Annotated in this window: 18 protein-coding genes; 6 read left to right on the forward strand and 12 right to left on the reverse strand. The window is 44.1% G+C overall.

The window, feature by feature from the left end; translation table 11 throughout:
- Nucleotides 1-841 precede the first annotated feature (841 nt).
- Nucleotides 842-2,314: an aminoacyl-histidine dipeptidase gene (locus R7093_RS15785; RefSeq protein WP_005381594.1), complete on the forward strand. Its 1,473-nt coding sequence runs from the start codon at nucleotides 842-844 to the stop codon at nucleotides 2,312-2,314.
- 64 nt (nucleotides 2,315-2,378) lie between these two features.
- Here the strand turns inward: R7093_RS15785 and R7093_RS15790 are convergent, their stop codons facing one another.
- Entirely contained in the window at nucleotides 2,379-2,918 is a 540-nt protein-coding gene (locus R7093_RS15790) for a DUF3332 domain-containing protein (RefSeq protein WP_005381596.1), read from the reverse strand.
- A 330-nt stretch (nucleotides 2,919-3,248) separates the two neighbouring features.
- On the opposite strand from R7093_RS15790, the gene R7093_RS15795 reads away from it, so the two are divergent.
- The 3 genes from R7093_RS15795 (at nucleotide 3,249) to R7093_RS15805 (ending at nucleotide 7,325) form a co-directional block, all read left to right on the forward strand.
- On the forward strand, nucleotides 3,249-4,316 hold the full coding sequence (locus R7093_RS15795; RefSeq protein ID WP_017635689.1) for a succinylglutamate desuccinylase/aspartoacylase family protein: 1,068 nt from the start codon (nucleotides 3,249-3,251) through the stop codon (nucleotides 4,314-4,316).
- Nucleotides 4,317-4,579: 263 nt separating this feature from the next.
- Nucleotides 4,580-6,766, forward strand: coding sequence for a TonB-dependent receptor domain-containing protein (locus tag R7093_RS15800; RefSeq protein WP_017635690.1), 2,187 nt, complete (start codon nucleotides 4,580-4,582; stop codon nucleotides 6,764-6,766).
- Nucleotides 6,767-6,884: 118 nt separating this feature from the next.
- Nucleotides 6,885-7,325, forward strand: coding sequence for a hypothetical protein (locus R7093_RS15805; RefSeq protein ID WP_005381599.1), 441 nt, complete (start codon nucleotides 6,885-6,887; stop codon nucleotides 7,323-7,325).
- A 90-nt stretch (nucleotides 7,326-7,415) separates the two neighbouring features.
- Here R7093_RS15805 and R7093_RS15810 read toward each other — a convergent pair whose 3' ends face one another.
- Both R7093_RS15810 and purL read right to left on the reverse strand, forming a co-directional pair.
- Nucleotides 7,416-7,724 carry a DUF3622 domain-containing protein gene (locus R7093_RS15810; protein ID WP_025998700.1) on the reverse strand — a complete coding sequence of 103 codons (309 nt, stop codon included), beginning with the start codon at nucleotides 7,722-7,724 and terminating at the stop codon, nucleotides 7,416-7,418.
- Nucleotides 7,725-8,019: 295 nt separating this feature from the next.
- On the reverse strand, nucleotides 8,020-11,913 hold the full coding sequence (purL, locus tag R7093_RS15815) for a phosphoribosylformylglycinamidine synthase (RefSeq protein WP_318146732.1): 3,894 nt from the start codon (nucleotides 11,911-11,913) through the stop codon (nucleotides 8,020-8,022).
- A gap of 299 nt (nucleotides 11,914-12,212) precedes the next feature.
- Between purL and mltF the strand changes: the two genes are divergently transcribed.
- The gene (gene mltF, locus R7093_RS15820) at nucleotides 12,213-13,790 is read left to right on the forward strand and encodes a membrane-bound lytic murein transglycosylase MltF (protein WP_025998701.1); all 1,578 of its coding nucleotides are present in this window, start codon (nucleotides 12,213-12,215) and stop codon (nucleotides 13,788-13,790) included.
- Nucleotides 13,791-14,378: 588 nt separating this feature from the next.
- On the opposite strand, the gene tadA is transcribed toward mltF, so the two are convergent.
- The 6 genes from tadA to R7093_RS15850 form a co-directional block, all read right to left on the reverse strand.
- A complete protein-coding gene (gene tadA, locus R7093_RS15825; protein WP_025998702.1) occupies nucleotides 14,379-14,927 on the reverse strand; it encodes a tRNA adenosine(34) deaminase TadA in 549 nt (182 codons plus the stop codon).
- Nucleotides 14,928-15,138: 211 nt separating this feature from the next.
- Complete coding sequence (locus R7093_RS15830) at nucleotides 15,139-16,698, reverse strand: AbgT family transporter (protein ID WP_017635695.1); 1,560 nt, start codon at nucleotides 16,696-16,698, stop codon at nucleotides 15,139-15,141.
- 394 nt (nucleotides 16,699-17,092) lie between these two features.
- Complete coding sequence (locus R7093_RS15835) at nucleotides 17,093-17,506, reverse strand: prepilin-type N-terminal cleavage/methylation domain-containing protein (protein WP_017635696.1); 414 nt, start codon at nucleotides 17,504-17,506, stop codon at nucleotides 17,093-17,095.
- Nucleotides 17,496-18,806, reverse strand: coding sequence for a hypothetical protein (locus R7093_RS15840; RefSeq protein WP_047102119.1), 1,311 nt, complete (start codon nucleotides 18,804-18,806; stop codon nucleotides 17,496-17,498). The genes R7093_RS15835 and R7093_RS15840 overlap by 11 nt, the downstream gene beginning before the upstream one ends.
- Nucleotides 18,803-19,393, reverse strand: a complete 591-nt coding sequence (locus tag R7093_RS15845; protein WP_017635697.1) for a PilW family protein — start codon at nucleotides 19,391-19,393, stop codon at nucleotides 18,803-18,805. Before R7093_RS15845 ends, R7093_RS15840 begins: the two co-directional genes overlap by 4 nt.
- Nucleotides 19,374-19,880, reverse strand: coding sequence for a GspH/FimT family pseudopilin (locus R7093_RS15850; RefSeq protein ID WP_017635698.1), 507 nt, complete (start codon nucleotides 19,878-19,880; stop codon nucleotides 19,374-19,376). The genes R7093_RS15845 and R7093_RS15850 overlap by 20 nt, the downstream gene beginning before the upstream one ends.
- Nucleotides 19,881-19,983: 103 nt before the next feature.
- On the opposite strand from R7093_RS15850, the gene R7093_RS15855 reads away from it, so the two are divergent.
- Nucleotides 19,984-20,415, forward strand: a complete 432-nt coding sequence (locus R7093_RS15855) for a type IV pilin protein (RefSeq protein WP_047102120.1) — start codon at nucleotides 19,984-19,986, stop codon at nucleotides 20,413-20,415.
- A gap of 68 nt (nucleotides 20,416-20,483) precedes the next feature.
- Here R7093_RS15855 and dnaJ read toward each other — a convergent pair whose 3' ends face one another.
- The 3 genes from dnaJ to R7093_RS15870 form a co-directional block, all read right to left on the reverse strand.
- Complete coding sequence (dnaJ, locus tag R7093_RS15860; RefSeq protein ID WP_017635700.1) at nucleotides 20,484-21,632, reverse strand: molecular chaperone DnaJ; 1,149 nt, start codon at nucleotides 21,630-21,632, stop codon at nucleotides 20,484-20,486.
- A gap of 204 nt (nucleotides 21,633-21,836) precedes the next feature.
- Entirely contained in the window at nucleotides 21,837-23,750 is a 1,914-nt protein-coding gene (gene dnaK / locus R7093_RS15865) for a molecular chaperone DnaK (protein WP_005381623.1), read from the reverse strand.
- Between the two features lie 347 nt (nucleotides 23,751-24,097).
- Complete coding sequence (locus tag R7093_RS15870) at nucleotides 24,098-25,372, reverse strand: dicarboxylate/amino acid:cation symporter (protein ID WP_005381625.1); 1,275 nt, start codon at nucleotides 25,370-25,372, stop codon at nucleotides 24,098-24,100.
- Between the last annotated feature and the right edge of the window lie 370 nt (nucleotides 25,373-25,742).

The following is a 25,742-nucleotide window of genomic DNA, read 5'->3' on the forward strand; positions in this document are numbered from 1 at the left end:
GTAACCTAGATAACACAGTTCTCTAAAAGAGAATAAAAACTGAGCAATGTACTAAACTTTCAGATGAAAAAGGCCCATTTTAAACATGGTATCTAACAGATTTGATGGAAAAGTCGATAAAACCGAAGAATGGGGAATAGAAGAAGGCTTTGATGGCAATAAGTGAGTCAGGAAGAGAAAATAGAGATAAAAAAACGCCACCCAATTTGGGTGGCGGTGAATCATGTCAGCACTATCACTGAAAAAAAATTCCAATTTATAGGGGTGAACAAACTGTTCGAGTCACATGCGTTGACTTCACTTAGTAGCCAAAGCTTGTTGGGTATACAAAGTTACCGGTGTAAACAGACTTGCTATTCCAGAACATTGTACTTGGTAAACCTTTCATAACTATCACCTTTTAAATCAATTAAACATTCGTTGATTTCTCGGTTCCTTGGAGGCGATAAAACGGACTCATCCTTTGAGCATTTCATTCTTCTCTCAGAAGCTGGTTACAAATATACCACCAAGAAATTTAATTACAAGCATTTTAGTGATTGGAATCACAAAAAATACACAAATTGACCTTTATCAAAGTTTATATGTAATTAAATTACAATTTTATGAATTAAAAAATAAAGCCACTTTCAGAATGTATGATAGAGAACACATAGTGCTTGTTATTGTATTCACAAACTGTGACAGTTCTGAGAGAAATCCTTGTGATCGCGACTACTCGTACTCCTTATCTGGTGGTATGCTAACGGCAATTTGAAGGCCAAATCGTCTAGCATTTAATGCTACCTTGACAACATTTTTACGGTATATATTTGGCAAAGCACATCAAAAGGAGTCCTCCGTGTCTGAGTTCCATTCTGAGATCAGTACCTTATCACCTGCTCCACTTTGGCAGTTTTTCGATAAGATTTGTTCTATCCCTCATCCATCGAAACATGAAGAAGCATTAGCACAGTACATTATCAACTGGGCAACAGAGCAAGGCTTTGACGTTCGCCGTGATCCAACCGGTAACGTGTTCATCAAAAAGCCCGCGACACCAGGAATGGAGAATAAGAAGGCTGTTGTACTTCAAGCACACATCGACATGGTGCCGCAGAAAAACGAAGACACTGAACACGACTTCACCAAAGATCCAATCCAACCTTACATCGATGGCGAATGGGTAACTGCGAAAGGCACGACGCTTGGTGCAGATAACGGTATTGGTATGGCTTCTTGCCTTGCTGTATTGGCATCTAAAGATATTAAGCACGGTCCACTCGAAGTTCTGCTGACGATTGATGAAGAAGCAGGCATGACTGGCGCATTTGGCCTTGAAGCTGGTTGGTTAGAGGGTGAGATTCTTCTAAATACAGACTCTGAGCAAGAAGGCGAAGTCTACATGGGTTGTGCAGGTGGCGTTGATGGCACCATGACTTTCGATATTTCTCGAGAATCAACGCCTGCAGGTTTTGTAACACGCCAACTGACGCTGAAAGGCCTAAAAGGTGGTCACTCAGGTTGTGACATTCACACAGGTCGCGGTAATGCCAACAAATTACTTGGTCGTTTCCTTGCCGGTCATGCTCAAGAGCTTGATTTACGTTTAGTCGAATTCCGTGGTGGTAGCTTACGTAATGCAATCCCTCGCGAAGCGTTTGTTACTGTCGCGCTTCCTGTCGAAAACCAAGACAAACTTGCTGAGCTGTTCAACCACTACACTGAGCTGCTTAAAACTGAATTGGGTAAAATCGAAACAGGTATCGTAACCTTTAATGAAGCGATCACGACTGACGCGCAAGTATTTTCAATCGCCGATCAGCAACGATTCATTGCGGCACTTAACGCTTGTCCAAACGGCGTAATCCGTATGAGTGATGAGGTGGAAGGCGTTGTTGAAACTTCTCTAAACGTTGGTGTGATCAGCACAGAAGAAAATAAAGTCACCGTGCTTTGCTTGATTCGTTCTCTCATTGACTCTGGCCGTAGCCAAGTGGAAAGCATGCTGCGCTCGATTACTGAGCTAGCAGGCGCACAAATTCAGTTCTCAGGCGCTTACCCTGGCTGGAAGCCAGATGCAGATTCCGAGATCATGGCAATTTTCCGTGATATGTATGAAGGCATTTACGGTCATAAGCCGAACATCATGGTCATCCATGCTGGTCTTGAGTGTGGCCTATTTAAAGAACCATACCCACACATGGATATGGTTTCTTTCGGTCCAACAATAAAATTCCCTCACTCTCCAGATGAGAAAGTGAAGATTGATACTGTTCAGTTGTACTGGGATCAGATGGTCGCGCTTTTAGAAGCGATTCCAGAGAAAGCATAATTCAATCACGAAAAATGACAAAGGGTGCCATACGGCACCCTTTTTTTGGTTTAGTTGAACCCAACTACACACGGTTTTGCGCGTAAGCGGCTAATTCATCCATTGAGGTTTGTGCAGCAACTTCACCATCAATGTAGTAAGTAACAAACTCACCATCGCGTACACCCATGAGTGTCGCCTTTTCACCGTTACTGTAAGTAATATCCATTTGAACAGTGTTCTCATCGATTTGCTGCATTCGCCCCTGCTCAATGACACGGTTATCCGCTAATGGTGCGATTGGTGCCGTCGTTAACGACTTATCTAACTGGTGATTGACATCAATGTAAGTATCTACCTTTGTATCGAAGATATGTGGCTTACCATTTAACGGGTTCTTACCCGTCCAAAATTCTAGAGAGTTAAACACGATATAATCCGCTGCGATCGCGACACCATAAACAGGCGCTAAAAGCATATTTAGACCACCTCGAGCGTAACGGTTGTCAACAGCTTTCAAGTTAAACCCCATAACATAACCTGTCACGGCATTACTACCTACGCAACCTGAAAGTGAAACTGCTACCGCAGTCAATGCACCAATTTTAGCAATTGCCTTTTTCATCAAAACCTCTAGTTAGAAAGTGTGAAACCTCAAATTCGGCGCGGATATTATCGGATAAAAAGTAGGGTTAAAAGTCCGTTTTTTTGTCCTCCATGAACAGTATTATTTTTAATACAGTCACATTTTTTAAGGCTATTATTGCGCACTCTTCTCTATGTCTTGTTATGTATTAAACTGATAGAAAAGATCATATTGAAAACAAAAACTTCACACATACCAAAATTTCACGCATGACGATTAAAGTAATTTGTCGTGTCCTTAATGAGAATGATTAGTGCGATTTTGCAGCAATTGTTACATTGCTGATGACGCATTTGACAGAGATGGTTTATGGCCAGAAGTAAAAAAAGCAAAGTATTTGAGCTCTTAGGACATCAAATACAACCAGGACAACGATTAGAGATCGAATTTGAAGCAGCGAAGCTATATACACATTCGCCTTTATCTATTCCTGTGGAAATCATCCATGGGAAACAAGAAGGACCAGTGTTAATGGTGAATGCCGCTATCCATGGTGATGAGCTTAATGGCGTAGAAATCGTTCGTCAGATCATTAACCAACTGGATCCACAAAAACTGAAAGGCACTGTCATTGCAGTACCTATCGTTAACGTTTTTGGTTTCATCCATAAATCTCGTTACTTGCCCGACCGACGAGATCTCAACCGTTGCTTTCCTGGCAGTGAAAAAGGCGCACTTGCATCTCGTATGGCACACGGGTTCTTTAACAACATTGCCAAGCGTTGTGACTACATTTTGGATCTACACACAGGGGCCATTCATCGCACGAACTTGCCACAGATCCGCGCAAACTTAAGCAACTCAGAAACTCTGCGTATTGCTCAAGCATTTGCAACGCCAGTGATTGTTGATTCAGCATTGCGTGATGGCTCTTTACGCAGTGAAGCAGAAAAATGCGATATTCCAGTGCTCACCTACGAAGCTGGCGAAGCATTGCGTTTTGATCCACTTTCGATCAGCGCTGGTGTACTCGGGGTTCGGCGCGTAATGCAAGCCATTGGTATGTTGCGAGCGAGCAGGAAAAAGCTGCCTGAGCCTATCATAGCGAAGTCCACCAGCTGGGTTCGCGCGTCAGGTAACGGCATTTTGCGTACTGTCGTTAATCTGGGAGACAAAGTAGAACAGGGTGAAACGCTCGCTTATATTAGCTCTCCTCTTGGTCATGACGAGATAGAACTAAAAGCCCCGAAGCGTGGTTTGGTTATCGGTCAACAAACATTACCATTGGTGAACGAAGGCGATGCAATTTTCCACCTTGCCTATTTTAACCAAGGTGATAATGCTTTAGAACAAGCAGTCGAAAGCTATATTGAAGGCCTCACTGAATTCGATGCCGAGCCGCTGACCACCGGACAGATACCGTTAGAAACTCAGTAATTCCTACCAAGTAGGCGCCTGATTAGCTCAAAAGGAGCAACAGTGCTCGCACTATCTTGTTTAAAGCCAATAAGCTCAGCGTCCATGATGCTGGGCTTTTTGTTTTATGTACGCTAACGATACTTATCGTAGTTTCCACGAATGGATAAAAAACTTTACAATCCGTCGCAAAAACACATTTGATAATTAATCTCATTATCATTTATTAATCGTAATAATGTTCTTATAATCCGAGCTTCATAAAAACACTATAAATCATCAATATGAAACGATTAAAAAGTCATCCACTCAAAGTAAATCTCATTTCACTGGCTTTGCTCTTCCCTCTTTATTCATATGCCGAGACAGCGCCAAATGAAGAGCTTGAAGTCATAGGCGTTCGTTATGCCAAACCTATTACCATTGCTGAGCCTGCGCAAACCACCATTAATTGGTCAGAGATTGAAGAGCAACAGTACTCTAATTTTGCCTCAATGATCGATGCCGTTCCCGGTGCATCAATAGATGGTGGCGGTCGTTCTGGTGGCGAACGTATTAACATTCGTGGTTTTGATGATCCAAGCGATATCGCCGTGTTTGTCGATGGCGCTCCAATTGGCTTTCAACAATACCGCTACGGTACCTTCTTTTTTGATCCGTTCTTAATTGGCGAAGCAGAAATTATCAAGGGCGCGCACGACTATCGAGCACTCAACGGGAAGTTTGGTGGCTCCATTCGCATTAAAACCAAAAGTGTCGATGATCTCCTGTACGGCGAAAGAAACTTTGGTGCTCGCATCTCAAGTGCATACAACACCAACGGCGATGAGAACGCCTACACGCTAACACTCTATGGTAAAAACGATACTGGTTTTTATTTTCTAGCGAATGGCTCGGTAAAAGATTCTGATGACATTAAAGTCGGAGGTGGTGAAACGCTGGATTACTCAGGTTATGAGCAAGAAAACATGCTCGTAAAGGTCGGTTATGAAAACAACGATCACGAGTTTGAAATTAGCCACACTCGCTACAAAGATGAAGGTCGTAAACCTTGGGCTAACCGCCGCGGAAAAATGCCTAACATCACCGAATACAATATCAAGAAATACGGCTCATTAGAAAAAGCCCAATACGCTTACACCGTCGATAACAAATACACGGACAACACCACGACCATCTCTTACCACTACATGCCGACTAACCCGTATATTGATTTCAATATCAAAATGGCACGTTCCGAAAACGATCGTCATTGGGTTCGCCCTGACGTAGCATTCGAGAAAATGTTCGTTTCTGTTGGCAGTTACGGTCATGAGTCATGGCTGAGTTACGAGCGTGATTACGTTGATGTGTTTAACCAAGCGCAATTCGGAGATCACACTCTAGTCACTGGGCTTCAATATCAAAAAACCGATAGAGACTCGTTAGTATTCAACGCATCATACGACAGTAATGAAGCGAAAAACTACGGTTGGTACACCCCTTACTACGAACCATCTGGCACGCAGTCAATTTATGCCGCTTACATTGCTGATCACTATCAAGCAACAGACCGCCTAACAATCACACCTTCTCTGCGTTACGAATACATCAAGAGTGAAGGAAAAGGGAACGCAGCGCCGGATTATAATGATCCAGCTGCCGGACATAACTACGGTGAAACGACGCATAAAGGCTTTAGCCCACGTTTGGATATCGACTTTGATGCGAGCAATAATACGCGTTTAAACGCCTCCTACGCCTACGCTTTAAAAGCACCAACCGTTGATAACATCTACTCAGTGCAATATGCGCGAGCTACCGCTACGGCTACTGCTTTGAATCTGGACGTGTCTCGTATCCATGCTTATCAAGCAAGCGTTATCAACTTAACGGAAGGGCTGGTGAACTCTCGCGATAACCTCGCAACAGAGTTAACTATGTTCTATAACGATGTTAGCGACACAGTTGATATACGAACGGGCGAAAACCTCGACAAAAATACTACTGAGTTACAAAGCTGGAATACAAACCTAGATGGCTTTAAAAACTATGGCTTTGAGCTAATTTCACAATACCGGATTGAAGATTTCTACAGTAATTTCTCAGCAAGTTACATTCGCGGCAAAAACAAAGGTAGCCTATCTGACTCTACAGGTTCAGATGATGATCATCCTGATGTACCGCCATTAAACATTAATCTGGGTTTAGGTTACGAATGGATTCCTGGTTTACGTACGGGCTGGGAAGTCCGTTGGTATGATGCGCAAACCAAAACCAAGGCAAGCGGTAATAATTTAAAAGTGAAATCGCCAAGTGAGCAATACACGCTACAAAACGCTTACGTGGTTTGGGAAATACAACAAGTCGAAGGCTTGAGCGTTGGCGCGGTTGTGAAAAACTTAACCGATCGTTACTACGAAGCATACCTATCTAATGGCGTGCCTTCGCCTGGTCGCGAAGTCAAACTGCACCTCACTTATCAATACTAACCATACCTAAAAGATGCAGGGCAGACATTAACTGCCCTGTTATATCGTATCCAATGGCCATAATTGCACGCCGTTTTATTTATCAGTATTATCATTTCCTTTTGCTTGCATACACATTATGAACAATCTAAAAACACGGCTTCTTCTGATTTGCTTCTTCCCTGTAGGTAGCCTAGCGCAAGCTTCTGAGAACATTGCAGACTACTTACAAGAACAAAGCAAGCACCAAGTTTCAGAAGATTTTTACGCACAGCCAACAGCAAATAACCTGAATCTAGATGCAAAAACTAACTCTTTAACTTGGCACGAAGATGGTAAGCCGGATCACTGTCGTTACGCCAAGCAGCCCAAAGACGTCGCAACACATTTCGACTACGGTGAAGCAAACGATCTATCTGACGGCTTACAACACTTTGATTTACCGGAAAGACATTCTGCAAAGGTCAAATCGACACATCGCACTTATGCTAATAACCCTCACCTTCTTCCTGGCAATAAACAATTTGCAGCCCCTGAAGACGGCACGTTTAGCCTGTCCGTATCATCGGATTGTTTTTAGCCGATATAAATAAAAAATGCCCTGAGACAAAACTCAGGGCATTTTCACTATTTGTTTGATGGGTAACGTCACCATCTCACCGATTTAAACTTATTCTTCGTCAGTGTCTACTTCGGTTTCACGTGCTTTGCGGGCTTCTTCTTTACGAACTTTTGCCGCTAGTTGTTCTGCTTCACGCTCTTGACGTTGCGCTGCTTTACGCTCGTTACGAACCACTTGGTTTTGGATAAATCCAGCCAGTTCTTGTTCAGCCCAAGCTTGTGCTTTCTCTTCGCTGTCAAAGCCTGTTTCACGCTTTGATACTACAGTCTTACGAGATGTCACTTGGCGAGTGATTTCTGCGCTCCAGCCGTTACGTTTTTCAGTGACGCGGATAGCAAATTTTGGATTCTTAGACATTTCTTTCATTTCCTAAGGGATTTAGGGATCAATCAGGGATTCGGTCAACTTGATAACTCCATCTAAGCTGAGCTGTTTAACACCATCCCTTGGTAAGCGCGGTATTAGAGCATAAAAGTAATCTAAACGCTGCAAGTTTTTTACGCTAGATAATAGATGACAAAGAAGAGGCAGAACAAAGCAACGTTTCGCCAAGTCACTAGAAAGAGCGACGAAGAAAAAAGAGTGATAAGAAAAAAGAAAGCGCTGGTCTCTCAACCAACGCTTTACTTAAGCTACATTAACCTTTGGTTAATTAACCGATATTCTTACGGGCATTTTGGAACATACGCATCCAAGCGCCATTTTCACCCCAACCTTCCGGAGCCCAAGAATTTGCAACTGTGCGGAATACGCGCTCTGGGTGAGGCATCATGATAGTTACGCGACCGTCTGCTGTTGTTAAACCGGTAATCGCGTTTGGCGAACCATTCGGGTTGTTCGGGTATTGTTGTGTTGGGTTACCGAGGTTATCCACGTAACGAACCGCAACCGTACCTGATGCCTCAATCGCTGCTAGGTGCTCTGCATCACGTACTTCTACACGCCCTTCACCGTGGGAAACCGCGATTGGCATGCGCGAACCAGCCATTCCGTCGAAGAATACAGAGTCAGATTTCTGAACTTCAACTAGACTAAAGCGCGCTTCAAAACGCTCAGATTCGTTGCGCACAAAACGTGGCCACAAGTCTGCACCTGGGATCAGCTCTTTCAGGTTTGATAGCATCTGACAACCGTTACATACACCTAAAGAGAACGTCTCTTCACGGTTGAAGAAGGCTTGGAACTGTTCACGAGCTTGTGCGTTAAACAGGATAGACTTAGCCCAACCTTCACCCGCACCTAGTACGTCGCCGTAAGAAAAGCCACCACAAGCTACTAGGCCATGGTATTCATCCAGTACCGCTTGGCCCGTTAGGATATCGCTCATATGGATGTCGGTTGCTTCAAAACCAGCTCGGTCAAACGCTGCTGCCATTTCGACGTGGGAGTTAACGCCCTGCTCACGTAGGATTGCCATCTTAGGTTTAGCACCTTTCGCAATGTACGGTGCTGCAACGTCTTCATTTACGTCGAAGCTGAGCTTAACGTTTAGACCAGGGTCAGAGTTGTCTTTCTTAGCTTCGTGCTCTTGGTCTGCACACGCAGGGTTATCACGTAGACCTTGCATCTTATGCGTTGTTTCAGCCCAGATAACGCGTAGTTCGGTACGTGAACGTTCAAGCACAACTGCATCACCAGAAGTGATAACAAAGTCGTCTGAAGCTTCAACAGAACCAATCACATGTGAGCATGCCTCTAAGCCGTTTGCCGCCAGAGTAGATAGAACTGAATCTAGATCATCATTCTTAACTTGAACAACCGCACCTAGCTCTTCGTTAAATAGAACGGCTAGCGCATCATCACCCAGCTCTGCGATGTTCGCTTTTACGCCACAGTGACCCGCGAATGCCATCTCAGCCAGTGTAACAAACAGACCGCCGTCGCCTTTATCGTGGTAAGCCACTAGCTTGTCATCACGTACTAACGCTTGCATTGCCTCAAAGAAGCCTTTTAGCTGCTCTGCATTATCTACGTCAGCAGGTTTGTCACCCAGCTGTTTGTATACTTGTGCCAATGCTGTCGCACCTAAGCGGTTTTTGCCGTTACCCAAGTCAACAAGAACTAGAGAAGTATTTCCTTTGTCAGTGCGTAGTTGAGGAGTCACGGTCTTACGTACGTCTTCCACACGACCAAATGCCGTGATAACTAGCGACAGTGGAGAAGTAACTTCTTTGCTCTCGCCGTTTTCTTCCCACTTGGTTTTCATCGACATGGAGTCTTTACCAACTGGGATAGTCAAACCTAACGCAGGACACAATTCTTCACCAACCGCTTTCACTGCTTCGTAAAGACCCGCATCTTCACCTGGGTGACCCGCTGGAGACATCCAGTTCGCAGACAGTTTAATATGTTTAATATCACCGATGTCTGTTGCCGCAATGTTCGTTAGTGACTCACCAACGGCTAGGCGAGCCGATGCACCAAAGTCTAGTAATGCCACTGGCGTGCGCTCACCCATCGACATTGCTTCGCCATGGTAAGTGTCGTAGCTTGCCGCTGTTACTGCGCAGTTTGCTACTGGTACCTGCCAAGGACCAACCATTTGATCACGAGCAACCAGACCCGTTACTGTTCGGTCACCGATAGTAATTAGGAATGTTTTTTCTGCAACAGCAGGAAGACGAAGTACGCGATCCACTGCTTCATTAAGCTCAATACCATCACGAACAATGGCAGGGCTTTCCACTTTTAGTGTGGTTGCGTCACGGTGCATCTTCGGTGGCTTACCAAGCAGGATATCCATTGGCATATCGATTGGCGTATTGTCGAAGTGAGAATCTTCTAGCGTTAGATGACGCTCTTCTGTCGCCACACCCACCACTGCATACGGTGCGCGTTCACGCTTACAGATGGCGTCGAATGCTTCCATGTTTTCTGGCGCCACCGCTAGAACGTAACGTTCCTGTGATTCGTTACACCAGATTTCCAGTGGGCTCATGCCCGGCTCATCGTTTGGTACATCGCGTAATTGGAACTTACCGCCACGCTCACCGTCGTCGACAAGTTCAGGCAATGCGTTAGAGATACCGCCTGCACCCACATCGTGGATAAATGCGATTGGGTTATCGTCGCCTAACTGCCAACAACGGTCGATCACTTCCTGACAGCGACGTTCCATCTCTGGGTTTTCACGCTGTACCGAAGCGAAGTCCAGATCTTCTGCTGACTGACCAGATGCCATGGAAGATGCCGCACCACCACCAAGACCGATGTTCATTGCCGGACCACCAAGTACGATTAGGCTCGCACCTACAGGGATCTCTTTCTTCTGTACGTGTTCATCGCGGATGTTACCCATACCACCAGCAATCATGATTGGTTTGTGGTAACCACGAATTTCTTCACCCGCATGAGAAGTGACTTTTTCTTCGTAAGTACGGAAGTAACCCAATAGATTTGGACGACCAAATTCGTTGTTGAATGCCGCGCCGCCAAGAGGGCCTTCAAGCATGATGTCTAACGCATTCACAATACGACCCGGCTTGCCGAAGTCGGTTTCCCATGGCTGTTCAAAACCAGGAATACGTAAGTTAGAGGTTGTAAAACCAACCAGACCCGCTTTTGGCTTACCGCCGATACCCGTCGCGCCTTCGTCACGGATTTCACCGCCTGAGCCAGTCGATGCGCCCGGCCATGGAGAGATTGCCGTTGGGTGGTTGTGCGTTTCTACCTTCATCAAGATGTGCGTATCTTCATGGTGGTACGTGTATTGACGAGATTTAGGGTCAGGGAAGAAACGCCCCGCTTTAGAACCTGTCATAACGGCTGCGTTGTCTTTGTATGCAGACAGCACATAGTCAGGTGTCGTTTCAAAAGTGTTTTTGATCATTTTGAACAAAGACTTAGGTTGATCTACCCCGTCGATAGTCCAATCTGCGTTAAAAATTTTGTGGCGACAATGCTCTGAGTTCGCCTGAGCAAACATCATCAATTCAATGTCGTTTGGGTTACGCCCAAGCTTAGTAAAGTTCTCTACCAAGTAATCAATTTCATCTTCTGCGAGTGCCAAGCCAAGGGAAACGTTTGCCTCTTCAAGCGCAAGACGACCGCCAGCTAAGATATCAACATGTGCGACAGGCTTAGGCTCTGCAACAGTAAATAATGCTGATGCGGCTTCAAATTCTGTGAATACTGTTTCCATCATGCGGTCGTGAATTAACGCTTTAACAGCGTCAGCTTGAGCTTCTGAGAGAACAACTGAAGATTCGACATAATAAGCCGTACCACGCTCTAGACGTTTCACTTTCTCCAGACCACAGTTAACAGCGATATCGGTAGATTTAGAAGACCAAGGCGAGATAGTGCCAGGACGAGGCGTGACAAGAAGTAGAAGACCTTCAGGCTCATGCTCTTCGATGGTTGGGCCGTAAGTTAGTAACTTTTCAAGTTTTTCTAACTCTTGGTCATCAAGGTCTGACTTTAGATCGGCAAAGTGCATAAACTCGGCATAAATGCCAGTTACAGGCAGATCTTGTTCACGACAAAGTTCCAGTAGTTTATTAACACGAAACTCAGAAAGAGCTGGGGAGCCACGCAAAATTCTCATGTGCTTAGGTCTCTTATGCAATTGATTAAGGTGATATTGGAATAAATTCAGACACTTAAAATAAGCCCTGTCGAACCTATGCCGATTCCACCTCGTCATTGCGAGCGCATTATATAGTAATTGTTTTTGTGATGTAACACCAAAAGCAACCGTTTGCGTCATTTTTTTTGTCAAATTTGAATTACAACTAAAATGTCGATAAAACACACAATGTCACGTTATAAGTGTGTGATTCACTTTGCCCCATGAGCTCGCTTTGATATAAAGGCAAATAGAAATTTTCCAAGATGTACCTATCAATGCAAATAAGTCACTTCAACCGGCTCAAGCGCAGTGCTCTAATTTTAGTTTCTGTTCTTTTACTCTCTGCTTGCCAGATTGAGTCGGAGCCCAAAAGTGAATTTGAAAAAATTCAAGAACGTGGTGTGCTTCGTGTTGGCACGCTAAACAATCAGCTTTCCTACTACATAGGTCCCGATGGTCCCGCAGGGTTGGATTACGAATTGGCGCGTCAGTTTGCGGAGCAGCTCGGCGTCAAACTCGAGATTAAACCAGCCTTTCGCCAAGCTGAGCTTTTTCCTGCTCTTAAGAAAGGAGATATCGATATCATCGCTACGGGTTTAAATCAAACGTCACAAGCAGTCAAACGATTTAGACCAGGCCCTGCCTATTATTATGTAAGCCAACAAGTGGTATATAAAAAAGGGCAACTTCGACCACGTGATATCGAACAACTCATTGAATACCAAGCCTCGAAAGACGACGAGTCCGACGAAGATACAAATGCAGGCGCTCAAACATTAAAGATCGTTGAACAATCGCAATATGTTCCGACCCTAACAGCGTTAAAGAAGCAGTATCCAGAACTTCAGTTTGAAATTGTTGGTGATGCTGACACGAGAGACTTACTCAAATACGTATCGAAGGGTGAGTTACGTTTTACTGTGACTGATTCGGTGGAACTTTCCCTAGCTCAACGCCTTTACCCCGATCTTGCGCTCGCGTTCGAACTTACAGAAGATCAACCTGTGTCTTGGTTTACTCGACGTTCTGAAGACGAAAGCTTGTATGCAATGCTGATAGAGTTTTTCGGTAACATCAAACAATCAGGAGAACTGTCCACCCTCGAAGAAAAGTACATTGGTCATATTGAAGCATTTGACTACGTTGATACTCGCGCATTCATTCGAGCTCTGGATGACAAATTGCCTAAATGGGCACCTTTATTCCAAAAATACAGCGAAGAGTTCGACTGGCGATTAATTGCAGCATTGGCTTATCAAGAGTCACATTGGAAACCAACAGCAAAATCGCCAACGGGTGTTAGGGGGATGATGATGCTTACTCTGCCAACAGCGAAAAGCGTCGGGGTAACAAACCGTTTAGACCCTGAGCAATCTGTTCGTGGTGGTGTCGAGTACTTACGTCGCATTGTAGGTCGCGTGCCTGATAGCATCAACGAGCATGAAAAAATATGGTTTGCGTTAGCTTCATACAATATTGGTTACGGCCACATGATGGACGCACGACGACTCACCAAAGCACAAGGTGGCGATCCGAACGCTTGGGCCGATGTAAAAGATAGGCTGCCTTTACTGCGTCAGAAGCGCTATTACAGCCAAACTCGCTATGGGTACGCCAGAGGCGATGAAGCGCGTAATTACGTAGAAAATATTCGACGTTACTACCAATCCATCATTGGTCATGTCAGCCAACAGCCAGCGATTGATGAGAATAGCGATGACTTGCAAGTGATTCCGCCGCTCAACCCCGACATTTTGATATCGGGCGCAGTAGAGACCGTCGTAGAACAAGTCTCTGGCGCTTCTGACGTCACGGTTGAAGAAGACACCGAACAAGAAAGCATTGAAGAATAAACCCGCGGTAAACTAGAAAATGACGAGCCTATGAAGCTCGTCATTTTTGTTGAGTCCTAACGAAAACTTATCTAGACTCCAATATTCTGAGTGACACCAACCACACTCAACCATTCCTTTGGTTGGTCGCCTTTTCTTCATCGTTAGTAAAACTGATTGCTTTGTAACAGATTACTTTACAACCACATGGTTTAGCTCACTTGATGAAGCGGCGCTTTCGGCTACACTCTGCCGAAATAACGTCACTCCTATTATTAAGCATCGTATTGAAATTGTTTGCTGGCTCTGTGCAATGCAGAAGTCAAATGAAGAACGTTTAAACCATACAATGTTTAGTGCGATTATCGAGCCTATTGCCAAGCATCGATGAGCCGCGCTTTACTGGTATAAGTCTTGTCTGCAGGAGGTTTTGAATATGAGAAGACGTAGAGTGCAGTCAAAGCGTTTAAATAACACAGTAGCTGCTATCCGACGTAAACGTAAACTGACATGTATGAAAAAGAAAGTAAGTTCACGTAATCGTGTTTTTGTACATTTAGTCAATCACTAGTGCGTCCAAACAAACATCTACCACGTTGTAGGTGTTTGCTAGCCCTCACTACTCCCACTACCTTGCTCGCTCTCTCGATTTTCTAATGCTTTTTGTGCTTGCTTCTTCGCTTTAATTTCCTTTCGGCGACGCTTAAAAAACGCTTGTAGCTGAGTGCGGCACTCATCTTCTAGCAGCCCCTTTTCAACTAAGGCGTAATGGTAAGCGGCTTGGCTTTCAAACAAATTAAGCACTGTTCCTGCAGCTCCAGCTTTTAAATCTGGCGCTCCAAAAACAACCCGCTTAACGCGGCTATGCAATAAGGCTCCGGCACACATTGGGCATGGCTCAAGTGTTACATATAACGTCGTATCCAGAAGGCGGTAATTTTCTAGCTTTTGGCCTGCTTTACGCAGCGTTTGGATCTCAGCATGTGCGGTAGCGTCATTAGTACCAATAGAGCGATTCCACCCCTCAGCGATAATTTCACCATCTTTGACAAGCACTGCGCCAACAGGTACTTCCCCCTCAGCTTCTGCTTGCTCAGCAAGCTCCATCGCTCTGCGCATAAACAATTCATCTTGAGGGGTAAACGGATGGTTAGACAAAGGAGGCTCCAAAGAAACAAAAATGATTGAAGTCGGGAATTTTATCACCAACTTCGGCTTCACTACAGCGACACATCACGGGACAAAGTCTGCAACTCCAAAAAACTAGTTACAAGACCTATCGATGTTCGTTTTACGAGAACAAAAAAGCGCAGATCGAAGACCTGCGCTTTTTGGCTGCCAATTAGCGGCTTTCACACCCTAAACGTTTTTACATTGTGTAAGTGTAAGGAGCTTGAATGCCTAGCGGGATACCTACCATCCAATAAGCAACTAGGAAGATAGACCAACCGATCAGCATTGCGATCGAGAATGGCATCATTAGTGACGCAAGCGTACCGATACCAGCCGACTTCACATAACGCTGACAGTAAACCACTACAAGAGGGAAAAATACCATTAGAGGCGAAATGATGTTCGATACAGAGTCACCCACACGGTAAGCCGCTTGAGACAGCTCAGGCGAGATACCAACCGCCATTAGCATTGGCACTAAGATTGGACCAATTAAAGCCCATTTTGCCGATGCCGAACCAATAAGTAGGTTTACAGACGCGGTTAGAAGGATCATACCGATGATGGTCACTTCACCTGGTAGGTTCATCGCTTTTAAGCCTTCTGCGCCATACAACGCTAGCATCGTACCGATGTTTGACTGAGCAAATGCAGATAGGAACTGAGCACAGAAGAACGACATAACAATGTATGCGCCCATGGTTGACATAGTATCAGCCATCGCTTTGATAATGTCGTTGCTGGTCTTGAACGTTCCAGACACTTTACCGTAAACGTAACCAGGAATGATAAACAGAATAAAGATCAACGGCACGATAGACTTCATTATCGGTGCTGAGAAGGCAGTAATTTCACCTTCAGGCGAGCGAAGTGCTGATGTTTCTGGAATTAACGCTGCAACAAGTAAAGCAATACCCGCCATCATTGCCCAACCTGCATAACGGAATGCTTTTGATTCCAGTTCAGTAAATGAACCTAGGTTTGGCGCGGTTTCCGCATCATCATCAATTGGCATTTTTGATAAACGAGGCTCGATGATTTTCTCTGTCACGTACCAACCAATCCCCACAATAATGATAGAGGATAGGCCAGTGAAGAAGATGTTCGCTAATGGGTTAACCACATATTCAGGATCAAGAACCTGCGCCGCAGTTTGCGTAAAGCCAGCCAATAGCGGATCGATACCTGAAGGGATAAAGTTTGCAGAGAAGCCACCAGATACACCTGCAAATGCTGCCGCAATACCTGCTAAAGGGTGACGACCTGCCGCATGGAAGATAATACCGCCAAGAGGAATAACCAGAACATAGCCTGCATCTGCCGCAGTATGCGACACAATAGCAACCAAAATCAGCATTGGAGTAAGAAGCTTAGCTGGCGTGAAGTTCAGCATCTTCTTAAGACCCGTCGTAATAAAACCCGAAGAATCTGCAACACCCACACCTAGCATTGCGACAAGTACGATACCCAGTGGCGCAAAGCCAGTAAACGTCGTCACCATGTTAGCAAGGAAACTTGCTAGCGCTTCGCCCGTAAGTAAGTTGGTGATAGTAAGAGCTTCGCCCGTTCGAGGGTTTGGAAGATCGAATGATACATTCGACAAAAGTGCTGACGCCGCCCAAGTAATGATCAATGCCCAGAAGAACAAAATCGCAGGATCAGGGATTTTGTTACCTGTCCTCTCGATAAAGTTTAAAAAGCGCTCCATCCCGCTCGGCTTCGATGATGGTGCTTTATTTACAGCTTGGTTACTCATGGTAACTCCATAGTGAATGATGTTGGTGCCAAGGCCTATTTGAATAATTATAACGGCCTACTATCCAACGAGTATTCTAGTAAACACTAATGGAGAAAGCACAAGGTTCTAGATTTTTTTTCATAATTGGAGACATATTTTGCAAAAAAACAAAACCAAAGATACAAGCCTGAAACATTATGGAAAAATCAACATATACATTTAGTAAACGAGCTGGCAAAAACAGAGGTTGCATAGAGCGATGAATAGATAGTTTTAAGAAAAGAAACTATACGTGATGAGAAGCAAGAAATAATTCTCTTCAATATAAAAAGGGCAACGCGGACAGTGAACACCTTATCCAGAACTCCAATCGGTTTTGATTGAATCGGCGTAAAACAGGAACCTAGACTATTTAATCAAATTCGCTATGTTTAGAGATCATGGTTTTCAGCTCTACCGATTGTATTTTACCGTGGCGATCTTGCCATAGAGCTTCCATATGTATCGTTTTAAGTGCGCCCGACAGAGTTGCCGTTGGCACAGACCAAGATAAAGTATACAAGGGGTGCGTAGTATCTTCCCCAGAGACAATATTTGTATCAAAATTAGCGGCGGGCATCGAGGGGACTGCAGAAATAGCCCCACGCGTACGAAACCACTCTAATTTCTGCTCAGCAAGATTTAGCGCTTCAATGCTATGCATCGCGTAATCTGCCCGCAGCTCAATGTAAGCTTGCAACTTAACCAATCCAAGAGCACCGACACCAATTAAAATAAAAGAAATCATTATTTCAATTAAACTAAAACCATGTTGTTTACTTGGCATTCCAACTTCCCTCTTGCCAACGAACATCATTTCTCCTTGTTGTAGGTCTTTTGCTGGAATCAAATAGTAACTCCATTGAGCCCGCAATTGAGGTTTTTAACCCATCAGTATCAAAACCATAACCACCCGTTGCGTGAAATGTCCCTGCATCAACATAAACAGTTTGTGTAAGATCAGTATATTGTTTACCAATGGTAAAATTAGTCGGTGAGCCATCAGCATTCGAGAACAAACTTTCCCAATAGCTTTTTAACTCATCAGGAGCAAACTGTGGTTTAGTTTTATCGACTAAATGAAAAAGCGAACCCTGAAATGTTGTTGAACCAGTATTGATAAAAATACCATCTTGAATAACTAACGTATATTTCTCATGGTTGCCTTGAAGTGCTAAATTCCCGTGAATGGCGCAGTCACCAGTAATCCAAACCTTATCTACTTCCTTAAAAGCATTTTCGATAGCTGATTTACACTGTGTCGCATTTGACAAATTGATTTTCCCAGCTTTCGGAAATGAAGCTTTGACTTTATCAATGTTTTCCGGTGTTTTTTTGTAATCAAAAAAGGTTTGGAATGGATCGACTTCAGAGTCATAAACAAAATCGCCTTTTAGCTGCGGATCAGAAGTTTCAGGTTTATTAGTTTTCGTAATTGCATTCCCAGCTTTTACTGTAACATTGGTTGTCGTTGCAGCGGTACACCCTCCAGCAGGAGAACCATCATATAAGCTATTCGCTCTTATTGATGCAGTGTTATATTTTGATCCTGTGCTTCCGCCTTCCATGGTATAACTATACCGATAAGTCAGTGATATGCATTCATACAGATTGTCAGAATTAAGATCACCTTTCGCATCTGGATGAACCTTTAAATCACCATAAGTAGTTAACTTGGATGTGGTTTGTATCGCTCCTTTTCCACGATTACTTAGTGTACTGAAAGTTTTATTGAGCTGGGCCCAACCATTGTGAGATATAGAATTAATACGATAGACTCCTGCCCCTATATCAGTAACGTTCAGCTGGCTAAGGTTTAATTCCCTCTTACATAAGGTATTTAAATTATTGTGATTAATTGGGATGAGCTCGTTCACTATGGATACATCATCTGTGACATAAGCAAATAGACACTCAAGCCCTCCTTCCGCTTCCCAGTGCTGTTGCCGAGAACTAACTTCATTCTGCGCACGCTTAATTTGATAAAATAGATTCTTATATGAGCCTAACGTCACAACCAAAGCGACAGAGAGCAGTATGGAAGTAATAAGTAACGTGGCCACTCCTTGTTGATGCTTACGTATCATTGCCAATTCCTTTGCTGAACTTGTAATAAAATGGCGTGAGAAATTGCCGGATCATTTTTTAATTCAGCGGCCATTGAAATAGAAATAAACGCACTCTCTATTGACGAACCTGATAGTAATGTTCGACTAACACCAAATTGAGTTACTTTAATTTGCTTAGGATCAAAAAGATCAAAACATCCACTAGCAGCAGACACGACACTTAAAGGTGATGGTGAATCATCCTGGCAATATTCCAACATATTATCCTTTAACCGATATATCGTATTACTCACAGAGCTTGCTGTGTTTCGATAAACATAACCGATTTTTTCGGATTGTTGATATAGAACGCTAGGAGAACCGGAAAGCATCATTGATTTTGTCGTAATACCATCAAACCCTGCTCGCTGAATATCCTCTTTCACTTGTTGAATTACACTACTCATCTGCTGAAGTAGCATTATTTCCTTGCTTCGCTGCACAGCTGTTTTTTGGTTAGAAAGAAACACTGCGCCAACAATGCCCAAAGCGACAAGTCCTAACAACGCAGCAATCATAAACTCAACAAGTGTACTACCCTGCTGTTTAGCATTGTTCAAAGCCATATTTTGCCTTATTCATAGCGCACACTTTTACTCGCCCTGCTCCGTTATGAACAGTTACTTTTATCGGACTGGTATCCGCTTGAGATTTCTTCAGGTGAATACTTCCCGCATTTTTGGGATTCCCCATAACACGATCAAACTTGACGCTAGTTATATTACTCGACACCACCAGACCCCGATATAGATGACCTTGCAGCTCAGCAACAGTATTCATTGAAGTAATGTCAGTGACATTCGATACACTCGAGAGTGTGAGCTTCCAGCTTCCGGTGGATGAAGGCAAGCCTTGAATATGAACCCAAAAATCTTGATTTCTCATCACCGATTCCGATTTCGCTTGGATCAAAAAACCCTGTAATTCGTTGGCTAAATTCACTATTTTCATGTGTTGGCTAACTTTTGAAAAACTTGGGGCGACAAAAAGTAGTAGTACTGACAAGACAGCAACAGTAATAAGAAGCTCCAACAACGTAAACCCGCGAGGCATTTCCCAAATTCCTATGTAAACGGCAAAAGGGCCGTAATTCATCTTGCACAGATGCTATCACCTGCCAAAAATAGGCGGAAAAGTGAAAAGGAAACTACTCGTGATGATTCGAATTTCTCGTTGTAACGGCTACAAAAAAGGATTGAGAGGGATGACATTGATCGAATTACTGGTAGCTGTAGTGATTGTCGGGATCATTGCGGCTGTCGCCTACCCTTCTTACACCAATCATGTGCTCAAGTCTCATAGGACGGTTGCCTTGAGCGATCTTAGTCGAATTCAGCTAGAGCTAGAGACATCTTATGATGGTGGGTACGACTGGAGTCATATTATCTCTGGAGGCACATGCACTCTATGCGATTCAGACACAGATAGATTTTCTTTCAATATTGCGAGCTCTGCAAGTACGGCCTATACCATTACAGCAACAGCAAAATCGGCTCTGGGACAAGACGACGACGAGTGTTTGACTGGCGCTAAAACGATTACTTTAACGTCAACAAATGTCGAAGAACCAAGTGATTGCTGGAATTAGAAGAACACCGAGATGCAAAAAGGCCTGCATTTTAGCAGGCCTTTGTATTTGTGCTTTTCACTAAAGTCTTAGCTGGTTAAATCATCAAAGAACTTTTTCACACCGTTGAAAAAGCCTTCTGATTTAGGCTTGTGCTTTGTCGCCGCTTCACCACCACAAGATTCTTCAAACTCTTTGAGCAGTTCTTTTTGGCGTGAGCTTAGATTTACTGGTGTTTCGACAACCAACTTAACAATCAAGTCACCGATACCGCCACCGCGAACGCCTTTCACACCTTTACCACGCATGCGGAACATACGACCTGTTTGCGTTTCTGAAGGTACTTTTAGGCTTACGCGACCATCTAGAGTTGGTACTTCAACTTCACCACCTAGAGCTGCCATCGCAAAGCTTACTGGCACTTCACAGTATAGGTTGTTGCCATCACGCTCGAAGATATGGTGCTCTTTCACGTGCACTTGTACATACAAGTCACCCGCTGGTGCTCCCATTTCTCCCGCTTCACCTTCGCCAGATAGACGAATACGGTCGCCAGTATCAACACCTGCTGGGATCTTAACGTTAAGTGTTTTTGTTTTCTGCTTACGACCTTGACCATGACACTCATTACAAGGGTCTTTAATGATTTTACCTTTGCCGTGACAGGTAGGACAGGTTTGTTGCACTGCGAAGAAGCCCTGGCGCATCTGTACTTGACCATGACCATGACAGGTACCACATGTTTCAGCAGATGAACCTTTCTTCGCGCCACTACCATCACAGGTATCACAGTGTACTAGTGTCGGTACTTCGATCTCCTTCGTTACACCACGAACCGCTTCTTCTAGCGTCAATTCCATGTTGTAACGTAGGTCAGCACCTCGCTGGGCACGGTGGCCACCACCGCCACGACGACCACCACCAAAGATGTCACCGAATACATCGCCAAAGATGTCGCCGAAATCAGCACCGCCGCCGCCAAAGCCGCCGCCACCGAAACCACCGCCGCCTTGTTCAAAAGCAGCATGACCGTATTGGTCGTACGCCGCTTTCTTTTGAGGGTCGGTCAGAACTTCGTACGCTTCTTTTACTTCTTTAAACTTGTCCGCCGCAGAATCATCCCCCTGGTTTCGGTCTGGGTGGAATTTCATCGCTAGACGCTTATACGCCTTTTTGATATCGCGCTCTGAGGCATCACGGCTTACGCCTAATACTTCGTAAAAATCACGTTTTGACATGTTCTTCGTCACCAGTTAATTACTACAAACGGCATCGATTCACCGCTTGGTGTTTGTATCATTCTAGGTAAGTGCACTTGTCTGCAACATACTTAACTAGAAAGACAGCGTTTACAAACAGACGGGCGTAAGAGTTGCCCCAAACGCCCGCACACGAAGTCTTATCGACCCCAGATGGCTATGCAGCCATCTGGTTAAGAAATATTATTTCTTGTCGTCTTTAACTTCTTCGAACTCAGCATCTACAACGTCGTCTTCTTTAGACTGTGCACCTGCGTCAGCACCTTGTGCTTGCTGCGCTTGAGCTTGTTGTTGAGCGATTTCCATCAGCTTTTGAGAAGCAGTCATTAGTGCTTGAACTTTAGCATCGATAGCTTCTTTGTCTTCGCCTTTACGTGCTGTTTCTAGCTCAGAAATTGCTGCTTCAATCTTCTCTTTCTCTTCTGCAGGTAGCGCTTCACCAGCTTCTTCTACTTGCTTACGAGTACCGTGAATCATTTGGTCAGCTTGGTTACGTGCAGTCGCTAGCTCTTCGAACTTCTTGTCCGCTTCTTTGTTAGCTTCTGCTTCTTGAACCATTTTCTCGATGTCTTCATCGCTTAGACCGCCAGAAGCTTGGATAGTGATCTTCTGCTCTTTACCAGTCTGCTTGTCTTTCGCAGACACGTGTAGGATACCATCCGCATCAAGGTCAAACGTAACCTCGATTTGTGGCATACCACGTGGTGCAGGCTGGATGCCTTCTAGGTTAAATTGGCCTAGAGACTTGTTGTACATCGCTTGCTTACGCTCACCTTGTAGAACGTGGATAGTTACCGCGCTCTGGTTGTCTTCCGCTGTAGAGAAAACTTGGTTCGCTTTAGTTGGGATAGTTGTGTTCTTCTCAACTAACTTAGTCATCACGCCACCCATTGTCTCGATACCTAGAGACAGTGGAGTTACGTCTAGTAGTAGTACGTCTTTAACGTCACCAGCAAGTACACCACCTTGAACTGCAGCACCCATTGCTACTGCTTCGTCAGGGTTTACGTCACGGCGCGCTTCTTTACCAAAGAACTCAGCAACTTTCGCTTGAACCATTGGCATACGAGTCTGACCACCAACTAGGATTACGTCAGTGATGTCGTTTACTGATAGGTCAGCGTCAGCTAGAGCTACTTTTAATGGCTCAAGAGAGCGTTGTACTAGATCTTCAACTAGAGATTCTAGTTTTGCACGAGTCACTTTAATGTTCATGTGCTTAGGACCAGTTGCATCTGCAGTAACGTAAGGTAGGTTTACGTCTGTTTGAGAAGTAGAAGAAAGCTCGATTTTCGCTTTCTCTGCTGCTTCTTTAACACGCTGCATTGCTAGTGGGTCGTTCTTAAGGTTGATGCCTTGCTCTTTGTTGAACTCATCAACCAAGTAGTTGATTAGACGGTTATCAAAGTCTTCACCACCTAGGTGAGTATCACCGTTAGTTGCTAGAACTTCGAATGTTTTCTCGCCTTCAACTTCATCGATTTCGATGATTGAAATATCGAATGTACCACCACCAAGGTCGTATACCGCGATAGTGCGATCGCCGCCTTTCTTATCAAGGCCGTAAGCTAGCGCAGCTGCTGTTGGTTCGTTGATGATACGTTTAACTTCTAGACCTGCGATACGGCCAGCATCTTTTGTCGCTTGACGCTGAGCATCGTTAAAGTAAGCAGGTACTGTGATAACTGCGCCAGTTACTTCCTCACCAAGGAAGTCTTCAGCAGTTTTCTTCATTTTCTTAAGAACTTCAGCAGAAACCTGAGGAGCTGCCATTTTTTGGCCTTTCGCTTCTACCCAAGCATCACCGTTGTCAGCCTTAACGATTTTGTAAGGCATGATTTCGATGTCACGCTGAACTTCTTCGTCTTCAAAACGACGACCGATTAGACGCTTAATTGCAAATAGCGTGTTTTCTGGGTTAGTTACTGCTTGACGTTTCGCTGGTTGACCTACTAGCGTCTCACCGTCAGTGTAAGCAATAACCGATGCAGTAGTACGTTCGCCCTCTGCGTTTTCAATTACACGTGGTTTGTCGCCGTCTAATACAGCAACACATGAGTTAGTAGTACCTAAGTCAATACCAATGATTTTACCCATCTGGCTATCTCCGAATAAATTCTATTTTCGTTTGGTTATAACCCCAATGTGGGGGGAGGAGAATCGGGTTTCAACCCTTGCTCACAAACAAAAATAATCAATGTTTGCTTCTCTATGCCACATAGATAAGGGCGGCAAAATGCTTTTCAAGGGCAGAATTAAAAAAAAGCGTCTTTTTTCGAAATTTATGTGTTTCTTTCTGATTAGTTGGGAACTCGTCACACTGCTGTAGCGCAACAAAACGTCATTTCCCAGATAAATTTATTTATGTCCGACTCTTCCTAAATAAAAAACGAGCTCATAAGAGCTCGCTTCAATATTAGGGTTAAAATAAATTATTCAAGGTATTAGGCGTTCGCTTGAGCAGGCTCAGCATCAACACCTTCTTCTTTACCTATCTCACCTTCTGTTTTTGCAACAATGGTGTTCACTGCCGTGTCGCCGACAACGTTAGATGATGTACAGAACATATCATTTATACGGTCGACCGCTGCAATGATTGCTAAACCTTCAGGTGGTAAACCTAGTTGGTGAAGCAAAACGCCTACCATTACCACGCCGCCCCCAGGAACGCCGCCAGCACCAATAGATAACAGAAGAATAGTTAAGCCAAGTGTGAAGATGTCTGCGGTGTTAATTGGCTGGCCAAAAGCGTTCGCAACAAACATCGTTGCTAGAGCAATATAGATAGACACACCAGACATATTCATCGTTGCGCCCAGTGGTACACCGAAGCCAGCAACCGATTTAGAGACCTGAAGCTTTTCTGTCAGTGTGCGCATCGTTACCGGGATAGTCGCGTTTGAGCTCGCGGTAGATAGAGAGAAAAGAATCTGCTCACGAGTTGCACGTAGGAAAGTCTTTGGAGAAGTTCCTGTCGCAATACTCACTGCCATTGGGTAGAAGAAGAAGATCCAGAACACCAACATCGCAACCACCAAAGCCACGTAACCGGCAACGGACATTAATGTATTGGCGTTTAGCGTTGCACCTAGTTGAATCATTAGTGCGAACACACCATATGGTGCAAGACTCATCACTAATCCAACCAATTTCATCATGATTTCATTTGCCATTTTGAATGTGCGAATAGCTGGGCCACCACGAGAATCCAAAGCTTGAATTGCAAGCCCCGTCAAAATTGCCATAAAGATGATTTGCAGCATGTCGCCGCTAGCAAACGCTTGTACAGGATTGCTAGGAACAATGTTAACAACTAAAGAGAAAATGTCCGGCGTCTCTGTCGTTGTCAGCTGTACAGCCTCAGATACCGTTCCTGCTAGATTAGCGCCCGCTCCTGGCTGGAAGATCAAGCCGACAGTCAAAGCCGCCGTAATCGCAATGATGGTGTTAAGAATGTAAAGGGTAAAAGTTTTTCCACCAAGACGACCAAATGCACTGATGTCTTTCAAGTCAACAATGCCGCATACGATTGAAACGTAAACTAAAGGAACAACAAGCAATTTGATCAGTGAGACGAACATGCCGCCAACACCTTCTGCTGCTCCAAGTAGGTATGTATCAAAAATCGCAATACCGCTAAATAAGTACTGAATTGCTGTCCCCAGCACAAGGCCGGCAAACAAGCCTATAAAAATCTTACTAGAAAGCGATTTATCCATTATAAATCTCCGATATGTTGTGTTTGCTATTTACATTTTTGTAGTTATATATGCTTACTTTTAAAGCATTAGTCGCAAATCATACACACCGAAGTTACAAAATAAAGTGATAATTTACATTTTTGTTAACGACATTGTTTTAGAAAAAATGACTATATTTACATTCCTATGCAGAACAAATATTCACACAACGAATGATTACAAACACTTATAGCCCTTTCCGTTAATAAACACGCAGCGAGATGAGAGAAAATCTCCTATAGGAAAATAATTAACCAATAGGAAAAAATATGAAGGGGATCAAATTTTCATTTATCGATATACAACGAAGTTCGATGCAGTCATTTATGTTTAAAACAAAAAAGCGCCC

Source organism: Vibrio sp. 1580, assembly GCF_033340055.1.